13 protein-coding genes are annotated in these 15,620 nt (G+C 34.8%); 8 read left to right on the plus strand and 5 right to left on the minus strand.

The window, feature by feature from the left end; translation table 11 throughout:
• Window positions 1–632: 632 nt before the first annotated feature.
• From ACSVDA_RS09425 to ACSVDA_RS09450, 6 genes are all read left to right on the plus strand, one after another.
• Window positions 633–1,457, plus strand: coding sequence for an electron transfer flavoprotein subunit beta/FixA family protein (locus tag ACSVDA_RS09425; RefSeq protein ID WP_485882665.1), 825 nt, complete (start codon window positions 633–635; stop codon window positions 1,455–1,457).
• Window positions 1,458–1,529: 72 nt separating this feature from the next.
• Complete coding sequence (locus ACSVDA_RS09430; RefSeq protein ID WP_485882667.1) at window positions 1,530–2,555, plus strand: electron transfer flavoprotein subunit alpha/FixB family protein; 1,026 nt, start codon at window positions 1,530–1,532, stop codon at window positions 2,553–2,555.
• Entirely contained in the window at window positions 2,548–3,843 is a 1,296-nt protein-coding gene (locus ACSVDA_RS09435; RefSeq protein WP_485882669.1) for an FAD-dependent oxidoreductase, read from the plus strand. The genes ACSVDA_RS09430 and ACSVDA_RS09435 overlap by 8 nt, the downstream gene beginning before the upstream one ends.
• The gene (locus ACSVDA_RS09440; RefSeq protein ID WP_214482118.1) at window positions 3,843–4,124 is read left to right on the plus strand and encodes a ferredoxin family protein; all 282 of its coding nucleotides are present in this window, start codon (window positions 3,843–3,845) and stop codon (window positions 4,122–4,124) included. Before ACSVDA_RS09435 ends, ACSVDA_RS09440 begins: the two co-directional genes overlap by 1 nt.
• A gap of 954 nt (window positions 4,125–5,078) precedes the next feature.
• The gene (locus ACSVDA_RS09445; RefSeq protein WP_485882671.1) at window positions 5,079–5,510 is read left to right on the plus strand and encodes a DUF3888 domain-containing protein; all 432 of its coding nucleotides are present in this window, start codon (window positions 5,079–5,081) and stop codon (window positions 5,508–5,510) included.
• Between the two features lie 241 nt (window positions 5,511–5,751).
• Window positions 5,752–6,003, plus strand: a complete 252-nt coding sequence (locus tag ACSVDA_RS09450) for a hypothetical protein (RefSeq protein WP_485882673.1) — start codon at window positions 5,752–5,754, stop codon at window positions 6,001–6,003.
• 391 nt (window positions 6,004–6,394) lie between these two features.
• Here the strand turns inward: ACSVDA_RS09450 and ACSVDA_RS09455 are convergent, their stop codons facing one another.
• The 5 genes from ACSVDA_RS09455 to ACSVDA_RS09475 all read right to left on the minus strand — a co-directional run bounded on the left by ACSVDA_RS09455 (window position 6,395) and on the right by ACSVDA_RS09475 (window position 12,512).
• A complete protein-coding gene (locus ACSVDA_RS09455; protein WP_485882675.1) occupies window positions 6,395–6,751 on the minus strand; it encodes a hypothetical protein in 357 nt (118 codons plus the stop codon).
• Window positions 6,752–6,895: 144 nt separating this feature from the next.
• Window positions 6,896–7,657 (minus strand): DUF4931 domain-containing protein, encoded by a 762-nt coding sequence (locus ACSVDA_RS09460; protein ID WP_485882676.1) that lies wholly within the window; start codon window positions 7,655–7,657, stop codon window positions 6,896–6,898.
• A 49-nt stretch (window positions 7,658–7,706) separates the two neighbouring features.
• On the minus strand, window positions 7,707–9,215 hold the full coding sequence (locus tag ACSVDA_RS09465; RefSeq protein WP_485882678.1) for an ATP-binding protein: 1,509 nt from the start codon (window positions 9,213–9,215) through the stop codon (window positions 7,707–7,709).
• Between the two features lie 144 nt (window positions 9,216–9,359).
• The gene (locus tag ACSVDA_RS09470) at window positions 9,360–10,610 is read right to left on the minus strand and encodes an S-layer homology domain-containing protein (RefSeq protein WP_485882679.1); all 1,251 of its coding nucleotides are present in this window, start codon (window positions 10,608–10,610) and stop codon (window positions 9,360–9,362) included.
• Between the two features lie 327 nt (window positions 10,611–10,937).
• Window positions 10,938–12,512, minus strand: a complete 1,575-nt coding sequence (locus ACSVDA_RS09475; protein WP_485882681.1) for a cation:proton antiporter — start codon at window positions 12,510–12,512, stop codon at window positions 10,938–10,940.
• 292 nt (window positions 12,513–12,804) lie between these two features.
• Here ACSVDA_RS09475 and ACSVDA_RS09480 point away from each other — a divergent pair, with 292 nt between their 5' ends.
• The gene (locus ACSVDA_RS09480) at window positions 12,805–14,499 is read left to right on the plus strand and encodes a M3 family oligoendopeptidase (RefSeq protein WP_485882683.1); all 1,695 of its coding nucleotides are present in this window, start codon (window positions 12,805–12,807) and stop codon (window positions 14,497–14,499) included.
• Between the two features lie 268 nt (window positions 14,500–14,767).
• Window positions 14,768–15,532, plus strand: a complete 765-nt coding sequence (gene map / locus ACSVDA_RS09485; RefSeq protein ID WP_485882684.1) for a type I methionyl aminopeptidase — start codon at window positions 14,768–14,770, stop codon at window positions 15,530–15,532.
• The last annotated feature ends 88 nt before the right edge of the window (window positions 15,533–15,620 follow it).

Genomic DNA, 15,620 nt, shown 5'->3' on the forward strand with positions numbered 1-15,620 from the left:
TGTATTGTGATGAACGTCACAGACTATCTTGCGAAGATTTGGTCAAATAAAGATTGAGATAACGCTTACATTATTCGACATCATATTCAGCATTTTAGAGACTCTCCAAAGAAACTCACCTAGATAAAACTTAAAACCGCCTAGAATACTCAATACTCTTTTACCGTTAAATAAAGCTTATTGTACACCTAATAACCCGAGTACCAAGCAGAGACACTATGCCATTTCCTTTTAACAAATGGTTGATTAGAATTAGGTCTTTTAATTGGTTTTTTAAGGCTCTTTTCGGAAACTTTGTTGTAAATTTTCCTACATTAGAACAGTTATAGCGGCTTTGAGGCATCGTTCATCATATAACATAATGCCTTGAATACTATAGTACGAAAAAAAGCCTTTTTTATAGACATTATTGTGAAAATAATAACAAAATGTTATGGAGCATTCGTTTGAGAAACGTCAGGTTGGTTATACAGCAGCATTATTGCTAATTGTTATTCACATTACACTATGTCTCAAATATTATAGCAAGATTTAGACGTACAACTGAATGATGTAATAGAGCTTATTCAAAAAGTGCAATAGTTTTTTGAATGAACTCATTTATAAATTTTTTAGAGGAGTGAGGGTAACGAATGCACATCGTAGTTTGCGTTAAACAAGTACCAGACACAAAGATTATTAAAATTAATCCTAAAACCAATACGTTAGACCGCCGGAGTGCTCCCGCTATTTTGAACCCGTATGATGCTCATGCAGTTCAAGAAGCAGTCCGCTTAAAAAAGCTTGTAGGTGGGAAAATTACAGTATTATCAATGGGTCCACCGCAAGCAGATGCAGTAATTAAAAAATGTATTGAAATAGGCGCAGATCAAGGATACTTAATTTCTGATCGGGCGTTTGCTGGAGCTGATACGTTAGCAACTAGTTATGCCTTGTCGAAAGCTTTAGAGAAAATTAAGAAAGAACAACCAATAGATTTGGTCTTATGTGGAAAGCATGCAATAGATGGTGATACAGGGCAAACTGGACCAGGAATAGCAAGAAGGTTGGATATACCTCCGATTACAAATGTTATTGAAGTGGTGGAAATTAACCAGACAGAAGAAACGATGTTAGTTAAAAGGAAATTATCTAATGGATATGAACTCATTCAAACAACTATCCCATCACTCTTAACAGTTGAAAAAGAAATAAATGATATTGAATATGCACCATTACCTAACATGATAAGTGCTGCACGTTATTCTCCTATAGTTTGGACTGTTAATGATCTTGAAGATGTAGATCGAAAGCAACTAGGACTAAAAGGTTCTCCGACGATAGTAGGCAAAATGTTTACACCACCTAAGCCAGAAGGTGGAAAAATAATTGAAGGGACAGTCGATGAACAAGTCAATCAAATTATTAATCTACTCTTGGATAAGAAAGAGTTATTTGAAGAAAAAGTTGAAGGATGAAGAAAGCTGCTTGAACTATCAGATAACCTCTAACAACGACTACTTATCAAAGAATGAATAGGGGGAAACGATATGGAAGAAAACAGAGGTGTTTGGGTCTTTATAGAGCAAAATGATGGGAAGATAGAAGGTGTTTCTTTAGAACTACTAGGAGCAGGTAGAAAACTAGCAGATAAACTAGATGTTGCTTTGGCAGGGGTTTTACTAGGTGATGGTGTGAAGGAGCTGAGCTCAGATATATTTGCATTTGGTGCAGATGAGGTTTATGTCATTGATGATCCGATTTTGAAAGATTATCGAACTGAAACTTACATGGCAGGGGTCGTGAAAGTTAGTGAAAAATATAAACCAGAGATTTTTCTATATGGTGCAACTCCGAATGGGAAGGACCTTGCAAGTGCTGTAGCAACAGATTTAAGTACTGGGTTAACAGCAGATACAACGATGCTAGACGTAAATGTCGAAAAAAGATTATTAGAAGCCAGTCGTCCTGCTTTTGGTGGAAATATTATGGCAACGATTTTGTGTAAGAAGCATCGACCACAAATGGCTACTGTACGTCCGAAGGTTATGAAAGCGCTATTACCAGATTACGGTCGTTCAGGCAACATGATTGAAGAAACGATTGATTTACAGGAAGATCAATTGCGCACAAAGGTATTGCAAATAGTGAAAGATGTGGATAAGAAGGCAGCGCTAGCTGAAGCGCATGTTATTGTAGCAGGTGGCAAAGGTTTAGGTGATGAGAAAGGATTTCAACTCATTCATGAATTAGCGGATGTAATTGGAGGTACAGTTGGAGGTACTCGTGATGTAGTAGAAGCTGGATGGCTACCACACGAAAATCAAGTTGGACAGACTGGAGAAACAGTAACTCCTAAAATATATTTTGCTATAGGAATATCTGGTGCAATTCAACATGTTGTAGGAATGAAAAACTCCGAATATATCATTGCCATTAATAAGGATGAAAACGCACCTATATTTGATGTGTCAACATATGGAATTGTAGGAGATGCGCTTGAAATCGTTCCAAAACTAATCGAACAATTCAAGAAGGCACGTACTCAGAAGGACGGTGAAGTTAGCTATGTCTGAAAAATTTGATGTAATAGTCGTAGGAGCAGGCCCAGCAGGCACTTCTTGCGCATATACTTGTGCTAAAAATGGTTTGAATGTACTTCTTATTGAACGTGGAGAATATCCTGGCAGTAAAAACGTCATGGGTGGCGTGTTATATAGAAAACAAATGGAAGAGATCATCCCAGAGTTTTGGAAAGAGGCTCCTTTAGAAAGGCCGGTTATTGAACAACGTTTTTGGATGATGGATAAAGAATCAATGGTTTCCTTTGGATATAAAGGTCTTGAATGGGGGAAAGAGCCTTATAATAACTTTACGGTTTTACGAGCTAAATTTGATCAATGGTTTGCTCAAAAAGCAGTAGAAATGGGAGCACTATTAATTAATGAAACCGTTGTGAAAGAATGTATCGTAGAAAATGGTAAAGTTATCGGTGTAAGGACTGATCGACCTGATGGAGATGTATACGCAGATGTTGTTGTTTTAGCAGACGGGGTTAATTCTCTATTAGGAAAACAACTAGGATTTCATAAAGAATTTAAGCCTGATGAGGTAGCGTTAACCGTCATGGAGGTGATTAATCTCCCAAAGGCAAAAATAAATGAAAGATTTAATCTCGAAGATAATCAAGGCTGTACAGTAGAAATATTTGGGGACTCAACTAAAGGGAACTTAGGTACTGCCTTTTTGTATACAAATAAAGATAGTCTAAATTTAGGGGTAGGGACTACACTATCGAGTATGATTAAAGCAAAGATGAAACCATATGATTTACTCGATTATGTAAAATCGCATCCGATGGTCAAACCTTATGTTGATGGTGGTGAATCGGTAGAATATTTGGCGCATCTTATTCCTGAAGGTGGATATCATTCTATACCAAAAATCGTTGGTAATGGTGTTCTCGTTGCGGGCGATGCAGCACAATTTGTAAATGCAATTCATCGAGAAGGATCAAATATGGCAATGTCATCTGGACGACTTGCGGCAGAAGCAATTCTCCACGCAAAAGAAAGAGATAGCTACTCTGAAGCAACATTGAATGTTTATCATGAGAATATTTATAACAGTTTTATTGGAAAAGACTTGAAGAAATATAAAGATGCAACTCATACATTTGAAAATAATCCTCAATATTTTAAAGAATATTTACCAATGATGAATAAAGCTGCAAGTAAGTTTTTCACAGTTGATGGAACACCTAAGAAGGATAAACAAAAGGAAATTATTCGAACAATTAGAGGTGAAAAAGGTACATTTAAACTCATGTCTGATATGTATCGTGCGTGGAAGGCGGTGAAGTAATGTCAAATACTATTGAAGATAAACAGTATTTAGTACGTTTTAAAGCAGATACAGAGTCCCACTTAACAGTTTTAGACCACGATGTATGTATAGAAAAGTGTCCTGATAAGTTGTGTACAGTATTTTGTCCAGCAGAAGTTTACAAATGGGAAGATATACGTATGCATGTAGGTTACGAAGGCTGTCATGAATGTGGAAGTTGTCGTATTGGTTGCCCTTACCAAAATATCAAATGGGAATATCCGAAAGGTGGGCACGGTGTAGTATTTAGACTAGCATAATAAGTGAAAAATGGTCGTTTGTGATTATGATAGTGACCATGAAAAGTATACCTCTTAACATGTGAGATAATTATTATTAAGCCGGCTTAGTACCGGCTTTTTATATACCCAAAAATCGATGTAATCAACCTTGTTGTTCACATTTCGAGGCACGTCTTTACCGAAATATATTAACTAACCAAAGTCGAACACTTTGCATTCATTATCATTACATAAGCAAGAAATAGTCCTCTAGCTCTATTTCAATTTCTTTTCCAATTCAATTTGCGATATATCCTCTTGTTGTAACCATTTACCAAACTTTGTCCTTTTCTTATCAAATTCAAACCACGATATCACCTCCATTAATTTTTTGCTACCATTCTTGCCCTATGAGTCTGAAGTTGGTAGCGAATTTTTCAATTTTTGGGATGATCGTTGCCGCCCTGGTCCGTGTTTATAAATGACGGTGCTAGCAAGTGCATTACCTACGATTAATTAGTTGCTAGTTCTAGAATCTAGAGCGCAACCACATCCATTGCTTATTTGTTTAAATAGTCCATTTTAAAACGACATGCAAAGGAATCTTACATCGATGAGTTGAAAAAGATGCTAAAGAAAAGTAAACTATTTAACGCAATCACGTATTCATAAAATACAACAAAGGCAACGGAAAGAGCTAGAAATTGAGGCGATGTTGTCGTGCGTTGATAGCTGAGGCATGAAATTTTCAAAAATCACGGGATATTGCTCGAATAGTGAGAGCAATATGTAACCGGTGAACATGACGACTGTTTTGTCGCATTGAGCAGGCTATTTGCTTATTTAAGAAAGTATGAGAGCGAGTAAAGGAAAAACCAGCGTGGTCGTAACCACCAATTGCTGAAATTGGAAAAAATAATAATGATAAATAACTAATTCAATCGTTAAACCTAAGGAATGAACTTAAAAAGTTGCATTCATGGAGTGATACTATTGAATAAGTATTATATAGTTGTTTTATTGACATTAGCCATGTTGTTAACAACCCCATTATTGACCTTAGCGGAAGAGTTACCAAAGCCACCTACAGAATCGAGAGAAGAACTATATCACGATATGTTCCTCAGTTTACTTTCATCCGAAATTGACAAGCCAATATTAGAGTATTACTCGAAATTAATAAATGAACCCCCTGTCGTTTACTCTTATATGATTGATGTTATTAGTGCTGAGAGGGTTTATGGTTATCGATCATTTAGATTTTATGTCACGTTAGAAGTTCATCCAGTTGTAGGGCCACATATCAGCGTAGGAAAAGATAGACTGAAATTTGATATTAGCGCGGGAAAAGCTGAATTAATTGAGTTTATGCATTTAGAAACACACCAACTTCCCGAGCATTGGCAGCATATACTTTTAAATTAATAAAAATACATTTAATTAGTCGGTGAAAAACCGGCTTTTTTTGTGTGGACATAAAATACAAAAGGAGGTGGCGCAATGTTCCGGTAAGCAGTTTCCACCTACAGACGAGGTTGAACGCCGAGCAAAATATAAGCGAAGCAAACTGTTTTTTGGCAGAAGATAACACGAACTCTATCAACAAGCTTCCGAACTATTAACAGACACACCTTCATCATCGTAAAAGGAAAAGTTTTATATCGCGGTGAACATCATCAAAATTCTATTAACAAATCCAGCCGATATACTCGTGGGCGAGCCACCGAAGTTAGAATCGGGCAAGGATAGTGAAAGCATCAAACAAAAGGCGATTAATCGTATTGTTGAGGAAATGACATTACTTAGCAATGACACAAACTCACTGTTGGCAATGTTAACGAGGGATGCTGGATTAAGAAAAAGTTACAATATACGGGAAGTTTTATCGGCGATTCGATTTCGTGAAATCGGTACTTAGCCCCTATCCGATTATCGAAACAGTGCCGTCATTTTAAGTGTTTTAGGAGTTAGTAAACGGTTCGGTGAGGAAATTCAGAGCGATTAATAGAGTGTGGGTGGAATACTTTGAGTCAAAGGGCGAGTCATACTTGAACGTTATAAAACACGTATAAGGTTACGTTATATATGAACGTTATCAACTATCATCAAAAGGCTTCGATATTACTTGGAGCGTGCACACTTAAAGAAGCTGCTACGATATTATTGTTATATACACGTTGTGTTTGTCCTAATTAGCTAAACAACAATCAATTGGGAAACATCCATTTTGTTACGAAGTAAAGAGGTTATGTAAATAAGTTATGTGTTAGTTTTCACATAATTGAATAAAAAGAGGTAAAGCAGATAAGTTAACCGACTTGTTTATTTGAGTAGTTAATTAAAAGGCAATCAGATTTTATATGTTTCTCTAACTCTTTTGCTAACTCAAAAGCCTTGTGGATGGAATGAATAGATTTGATAAGAACCTGAGGATTTTGGTAATGAAACATTCCATCTACGTATGCAGGGAACACTATAACTTTCCATATATATATTTCTGAATTGTTGTCTATAGGTTCACCTTCTAAAGCTATTAGCCAATGAGTAGCCATATTCGTATGATCTACTTGGTCTTGAATTTGTTCAACAAATTTACTACGATCACTATCGCCCATACAAATACATGATTTTTGATAAAAATCTCGATAATTAGGATGTGTATTCATTTCGCCACTCCTTTCTATCTAAAAAAATCTACATGATTAAAAGGCTGTGACTATATTATATGACAAAAAATACAATTTTCATATCATATTTTTTAAATTTTCAGAAAAAGTTCACATTTATTATTGTTGTGTAACATAAGCAAGTCATTTAAAATATTTATTTTGTATATTTTTTACTATTTTCGAAGTTTGATTTGAAACTTGTGGAATTGAATATCCAACAAACAACGGCGATGTAGTAAATCGTGGAATGACTTTAGCGTAAATCTCATTTTCTACATAATAGAAAAAAAGATTATAACTATTACAGTTTTTGTGAAAATGATTTAAAACATAATGAGTTGCTATTTGGATATAATCTGCCATCACTAAATGTTTCTCAAAAGATGGTAGCTTGATATTTAATTCAACAAACCCCATTCGAGGGAAGGATGAAATATTGAACAATACACCATCTTTTGAAGCAATAGGAATGCCTTCAAAATCCTTTATTGAAACATTTTGTGAGTAATCAACATAATTAAGACCTACAATTTGCATGTGTGGGTGTCTTAACGATCCGCCCGAATATGGACCATGGTTTTTAAAAAATATGACTGACTGATATTCGTTTGTGTTCATTAATTTTATCCAATGCTTTAAGCTGAAGGCTATGAGTCGATACAAATGATCTTTTGAATAAGTTGAAAGTTCTGAGTGACATTCATCGGTTTCAATTATTACGGTTTGATATGCGTCTTTTAGAACTGGATATTTATTCTTTAGTAGAATGATTGACCCGTCTTCGTCTATAATATTTTCCAAACTATCGCGATCACAGAATGGACATGATGCATTTTTATTTATTATATTTTCTGGTTTATTTGCACCTATAAGCATATTGAATTCTAGGTGTGTATTAGACACAACAATTTCACCTACTTTCTTACTTTTGAGATTCTGCTAGGAAGTAATGCTACTTCTTAGATGTACATAATGGGAATAAAATCTCAACAGTCGTCCCTTTGTTTTCAATACTATGAATTTTTATATGTCCGTTATACATATTAACGATCCTTTTACATACGACAAGGCCAAGACCAGTGCCTTTATCCTTCATTGTAAAAAATGGTGTGAATACTTTCGATAATACCTCTTCCGACATGCCTTTTCCATTATCTGTGATCTCAAGTTTACAAAATTTATCTCTTGTACATAATTGTATCTTAATTCGTCCATCGTTCTTTATCGATTCAAGAGCATTTTTTGTTAGATTTAATATGACTTGTTTAATATGATCTTTTGAAAGGCGCACATAAACTTTATGTATTGGCTTAATAACCTCTAACTCTACATTATATAAATTTGCTTCTGAGCGCAGAATAGGGTCAAGTTCATCTAAAATATCTACTAGACAATACTTTTCATTTTTTTGAATAGTAGGTTTTCCAAGAACTAAAAATTCACTTGAAATTTCATTAATTCTATTAATTTCAGTTTGGATAACAGAGAAATAATATTGATCTTCTTGGTTTTTATATTTTTCACTTAACAGTTGGATGAGTCCTTTTATACCAGTTAAAGGGTTGCGAATCTCATGTGCAGTACTTGCTGCTAATGCTCCCACTAACTCAAGCTTTTGAGCATCATTCTGTAGGCGTTCAACTTTGGCTTTTCTTTTAAGTAAAATATATTCTCCAAATAAAAATATGATATTAGTAAAAAAGAATGTAAGCCCTATAATTAACAAGCTTGTTTGAATGAGTTCTTTTTTCTCTAAAGCTAGAGGTTGAGCTTCTATTATCCATGGTACTTCATTAAATTGTTCTTTAATTGGGAAAGGTTCGTTAATATTTTTAGCCTGCTTCGTTCCAAATAAAAATGGCTGATTGGAATCAGAAACTTTAATAATCATATTCGGTGTTAACTGATTCATGACATTTTCCATGTAATTAAGACGTAAGCTCGCTAATAAATAACCTTTGATTTCATCCTGATTTTGTGTAATAGGTGTGATAACTACTATGACTTCATCACCACTAACTCTACTAAAAAGGGATTTTGAGATTGTTGTTTTTTTAGTTTTTTGTGCCTCTAGAAAATATTCTCGATCGTAGATTGGAACATTCTCAAGCATCGCAGTTGAGCCTACTGTAATAACTCCACTTTTATTCACAAAATACAATCCATCAAATCGAGGGTCTTTTTGTTGCGTATTTTGTAAAATTTGTGTTAAATTACTTTCACTCTCATCCAGGATGTTATAGACTAATGCAAGCGTTTCTAGACTAACTTTTGCCTCTCCGATAAAACTGTCTATATGATTTTCATGAAATTTGACAATCTCTTTCGTCTCATCATACAAATCTTTTTTTAAATCATCTACAACATAGTTAATTACTATCGTAATAATTAATATTGATGGAATGATTACTAATAAAATGTATAAATAAATGTGTTTAAATACTCCATGCTTTTTCTTCAAGATATACCTGCCCCTTGTTTTAAACATACGTATAGTATTATATCAAATCTTAAAGAAAAAGCTATAAAATGGAATAATAAAGTGGGTGGAAACAATATTTTGTTTCCACCCACATGTATTTTTATCGTCTGTTGCAGACTCATCCTAGACGTTTTCCTCATCATCAGGATTACCGGCCTCATCATCAGGATTACCGGCCTCATCATCAGGATTACCGGCCTCATCATCAGGATTACCGGCCTCATCATCAGGATTACCAGCCTCATCATCAGGATTACCGGCCTCATCATCAGGATTACCAGCCTCATCATCAGGATTACCGGCCTCATCATCAGGATTACCGGCCTCATCATCAGGATTACCAGCCTCATCATCAGGATTACCGGCCTCATCATCAGGATTACCAGCCTCGTCGTCAGGGTTACCAGCCTCGTCGTCGACATTACCCTCATCATCAGGATTACCGGCCTCATCATCAGGATTACCAGCCTCGTCGTCGACATTACCCTCATCATCAGGATTAGCTTCACCAATCGTATCATCATCTACATCTTCATCTAATTGAAAAGTTCTAAATAAAAATAGAGCGAATTGTGATCGTTTTACTTCGGAATGTGGTGAAAATGTTGATTCAGTTGTTCCTTTGGTTATATCGTTATTGAATAAAATACCAATCATATCATCGTGACCACTATCTGTTATATCTGTAAATGGGGTCGTTGTATCACCTTCTAAATCAAATGCTCTAACTAAAACAGTAGCAGCTTGACCTCGTGTAAAAGTAGCAGTCGGATTAAAATTCTCTGCTTTTATGAATAATCCAGCTTCAACGGCTGCTGCAATTTCTTTGTAATACAAATCATCTGGGTCTACATCTTCAAACCCTGGGTCCTCAACGTCTGTTGTATCCAATTCCATCATTCTAACAAACATTACAGCTGCATGCTGCCTTGAAATATCTTCCCAAGGTTGGAATGTCCCATCTTCATATCCTGTGATGACACCCATATCTACTAAATCGTTAATAGCTGAAACAGTTTCTTCATCCATATTTTCGAGAGAAACATCTGAAAAATTACTTTCAAGTGCCTCTTCAGTCTCTTCTTCTGCTTCAGCTGCTTCAGCTTGATTTCCTCCTCCAATTATCCCTAAGGCTGGACTAACTGCAAAGGATGTAACAAGCATTGAGCCAACAACGACTTTAACAGTAGCTTTTTTTAGGTTTGGAAATCTCTTTTTGACATAGTTCTGTACACTTTCTTCTAAATCATTTTTATCATTATTTTGCTTCGATTCAAATTCTGTTGCAAATTCTGTTTGGTGCTCATTTACATAAACCGTAATTGTTGTGTTGTTACCATGTGTTTCAACTTCATGTCGTAAGATTTGTACCATTAAAAAAATCACCTCGTCTTGGAGTTAAACAACTACTAAATAGTTTGTAATACGAGGTGATTTTTATACACAATGATCATAATTTAGTTTTAATGATCAGCTCTTTCGTAAACTTTGTTGCCCTAAAATAGAAGATATTAACATCATTTTATTCAATAGTCATCATTTTATAAAAAAATAGATACCACTAACTTTAGATATCCACGTATATATTTTTTAGTTCGAGAAACAACGAAAACAGTTTTATATTTATAGTTATATTTTTTACAACAGCGTAGCGTTACATTGATTTGATATGTTTATCGGGCAGAGTTTTATTGAGCTTCGTTATTTTTCTTCTAGCTTGACAAGTTCGTTTGTAATTGTTTCTTGTACTGCTGTCTTAATCTCAGCTGAAATAATGTCTTCTTTTTCAAGTCGACTAATGGCTTCATGCTCCACATATAGAATGTGTTTTTTTAAAGCAGCCATTTGGTTTTCCTTTAATTCAGGGTGTTCCTTAAATAATTGGTTAAGATCTTTCTGTATATTTTCTATATGTGCGTCATAAGTAGCTAATAACTCCTTGTAAACTGGATGAGGGATATATAGTTTAGATTTAACATTATATAGTTCATCCTTTGATGCTTGGTATCGGTATAGTTGGGCTAAATATCGTTCATAATCATCAGAACCTTTTCTAGTAGAAATAACGCCTAGTTTTTTTATAAGCGGCTTAATTGTTAAACCTTGAAATACAAGGGAGAATAGTACAACACTGAATGCCAGAATTAAGATATCTTCTCGTCCGGTAAAGTCACGAGGTAAGCTTAATACGAGCGCAATGGATAGAGACCCTTTTAATCCTCCCCAATTCAATACATGCTTCCAATTTGCTGGGAAATTTTTGACGATTGATAAACTAGTATAGACCGCAATACTTCGACCAATTAATACGATGAGCAACGCTAATCCAATCATACCCCATCTGTCAGTTAGATCTATTCTTGTTATTTCCAACCCAACCATTAAAAAGACAAGTGAATTTGCAAGTAACGCGGCGACGTCCCAAAAATTATTGATATTTAGTTTTGTAGTTGGACTCATCCCTATTTTTGATCCATAATTACCGAAGATAAGTGAAGCTACAACTACTGCGATAACTCCTGAAGCATGTACGCTTTCAGCTAATAAAAATGATCCGTAAAATAAAATAATACTAAAAATAATTTCGAGGGGGTAATCATCAAAATATTTAGTTAATAGTGAGAAGGCATATCCTAATGAACCACCAATTATAAGTCCTAGTGAGATTACCTTTACAAATTCCCAAGCACCTAAACCGGCACCTACCCAACCTTGATCAATATAAGAGAGTAAATAAAATGCAGAAATATTAAAGAGAACAACTGCTAAGCCATCATTAAAAAGAGATTCACCTTCAATAACAGTAGCAAGGCGTTTTTTAACACCAACGCTTTTAAATATTGATAATACACTTACAGGGTCTGTAGCACTCATTAATGCGGCGAATACGAAGGCTGCAGGTATAGATAAATTTAACAAGTAATGGGATGAAAAACCAATGATAAGGAAAGACAAAAAGGTTCCGCCAAAGGCTAATGCAATAATGGGCTTTTTATTTTCCAACAAATGTGTGTATGGGAGTTTCAGTGCAGCTTCTCCTAATAAAGCAGGTAGAAACAATGTAATGATAACAAAGTTGAACACTTCTCCTTCGGTAATAAACTCCTTCAATGGTTCAAGTACAGGGATATTTACTAACCCAATAATAGTACCTACAATAACAAGTGCAATTGGATACGGTTGCTTAAACTTTTTTGCTATTGCAGTTATTCCTGCCGCAAGCATGATTAGAATCATGCCAAGTTCAAAAATGTGGTGCAAGTCTAATTCGTGCATTTTTTTATCCTCCTTAAAATAAACGACGTTTACAATAATTGCAACTTTCTTAATTATTCGTTCTTATCCTATCATACTTAGTTAGAAAAAATCACAAAGATTAACATTATTTTCATATGAGCTGAATTATTCTGCTGAATATAGTAGGTTTTTATATTTTGCATCATAATCGTAATTTCCTTACTCTTTTTTGGGTATTAAATTGATATTTTTCGAATATTGTTTAGAAGGACTTTCATAAACAATGTAGAATAGTAGAAGTGGTTCAAAATAAAAATAAGGTGGGGAAAATATGAAATTTGAAACTTATACATACGAACGCCCAAATATGAAAGAAATTGAAGCTCAATATCATTTGGCTATTAACAAATTCAAAAATGCTAGTAATGTAGATGAGCAAGAACTAGCAATGAACGACGTAAACAATATTCGTAATGATGTGAGTTCAATGTTTAACCTTTGTTATATCCGTCACAGCATCGATACAGAGGACGAATTTTACAAGCAGGAACAGGATTATTTAGATGAAGTTCAACCTTTGCTTCAAGGGTTAATATCGGATTATTACAAAGAACTTGTCAATTCTAAGTTTAGAGTTGAGCTAGAGGAGAAGTGGGGTAAGCAATTATTTGCATTAGCTGATGCTGAATTAAAAACATTTTCACCTGAAGTAGTAGAAGATTTACAATTAGAAAATAAATTATCCACAGAATATACAAAGTTGATAGCTTCTGCAAAAATTATGTTTGAAGGAGAAGAGCGTACACTTGCTCAGCTAGGTCCATTTGCTGAATCCACTGATCGAGAAATGAGAAAAAAGGCAAACGAAGCACGGTTTGGCTTCTACAAAGAGCATGCTGAACAACTGGATGATATATTCGATAAGCTAGTTAAAGTACGTACAGAAATTGCCGTAAAACTCGGATATAAAAATTTTGTTGAGTTAGGGTACTATCGAATGACAAGAACTGACTATAATGCAGATATGGTTAAAAATTTCCGAGACCAAGTGAAGGAATATATTGTTCCATTAGCTACTAAATTACGGGAACGTCAACAAGAGCGCATTGGGGTCGATGCTTTAAAATATTACGATGAAGGCTTTCAATATAAAACTGGTAACGCAACACCAAAAGGAAGTCCAGAATGGATTATAAATAACGGTAAGAAAATGTATGAAGAATTATCTCCTGAAACAAACGAGTTTTTCAACTATATGATTGATAATAATTTAATGGATCTCGTGGCTAAAAAGGGTAAAGCAAGTGGTGGGTATTGCTCCTATATAGAAAACCATAAGTCGCCATTTATCTTTTCAAATTTTAATGGTACTTCAGGCGATATTGATGTACTAACACATGAAGCGGGGCATGCTTTTCAGGTGTATGAGTCTAGAAATTATGAGATCCCAGAATATAATTGGCCTACTTTTGAAGCTTGTGAAATACACTCAATGAGTATGGAATTCTTCACTTGGCCATGGATGGAGCTATTTTTCGAAGGAGATACGGAAAAGTATAAATTCTCTCATTTAAGTGAATCGTTATTATTTCTTCCTTATGGAGTTGCAGTTGATGAATTCCAACATTTTATTTATGAAAATCCAGAAGCTACACCGAAAGAAAGGAAGTTGGCTTGGAGAGACTTAGAGAAAAAATATTTACCACATCGAGATTATGATGGAAATGAATATTTAGAACAGGGTGGTTTTTGGCAACGTCAAAGTCACATTTATCAAACTCCGTTTTATTATATTGATTATACGCTTGCGCAAATTTGTTCTTTCCAATTTTGGAAAAGGTCAAGAGAGGATCAGCAATCTGCTTGGAATGATTATGTTCATCTTTGCAAACAGGGAGGAAGCCAATCATTTACAAACCTTGTGAAAGTAGCAAATTTAAAATCTCCTTTCGAAGAGGGATGTGTACAATCAGTTGTAGGGGAAATTGATGCATGGTTAAGTGGAGTAGAAGATAAAAAGTTGTAATCGTTGTAAAGTGTTTAGAGGCTGTTGATCTATACAACAGCCTCTTTTACAATGGTTGATTTTGTTTATCGTACTTAGAGATAAACAAGCATACTAACTTATGCACGTGGCACATTTCTTCTCCTTTACAGTTCGCTTATAACCTCAACTTGTTGTTATAAATAACAATAATAAGAAAACTTCCATAAGAAAAAACAAGTCTTTGGTGACATTTTGTAAATCATAACAATATGAATATAAGAGAAGTAAATAGAAAAGGAGACATGCGATGATTCAGTTAAAAACATCAAGAGAAATAGCATTAATGGAAAAGGCTGGTACTTTATTAGTTTCATGTCATAAAGAGATTGCAAAACTAATTAAACCAGGTATATCAACATATGAAATTGACCAATTTGTTGAAAGATATTTAAAGGAGCACGGAGCTACTCCTGAACAAAAAGGATTTCGAGGTTACGAGTTTGCTACTTGTGCATCTATTAATGATGAAATTTGTCATGGATTTCCTCGCAAGAAGCCTCTAAATGATGGAGACATTGTAACGATTGATATGGTCGTTAATTTGGATGGGGGATTAGCAGATTCAGCATGGACATATGCAGTTGGACAAATCAATGACAAAACAGAAAAATTACTATCCGTAACGAAAGAAGCTATGTATAAAGGAATTGAAAAGGCACATATTGGGAATAGAATGGGAGATATCGGTCATGCTATTCAAACATTTGTCGAAAATGAGGGGTTTTCAGTCGTACGTGAATTTGTAGGACACGGAATTGGACCAACTATTCACGAGGAGCCTCAAGTGCCACACTTTGGATTACCACATAAAGGTTTGAGGTTAAAGGAAGGTATGGTAATCACTATAGAACCTATGGTGAATGTTGGTGCCTGGCAGTCAAAAATGGATGATAATCATTGGACTGCCCGTACGATTGATGGGAGTCTATCAGCACAATATGAGCATACTATTGCAATTACTAAAGATGGACCTCAAATATTAACTGACCAACATGAAAGAACTAATGTATAGATACATTTTCACTTTATGATGACTATAATGGTTTGTTACAATCTTTAAGAGCTGTTAATAAGTTATATTACAAAGGATATCAACCATA

The organism is Cytobacillus sp. Hm23 (assembly GCF_051842895.1).
GTDB lineage: Bacteria > Bacillota > Bacilli > Bacillales > SM2101 > Nanhaiella.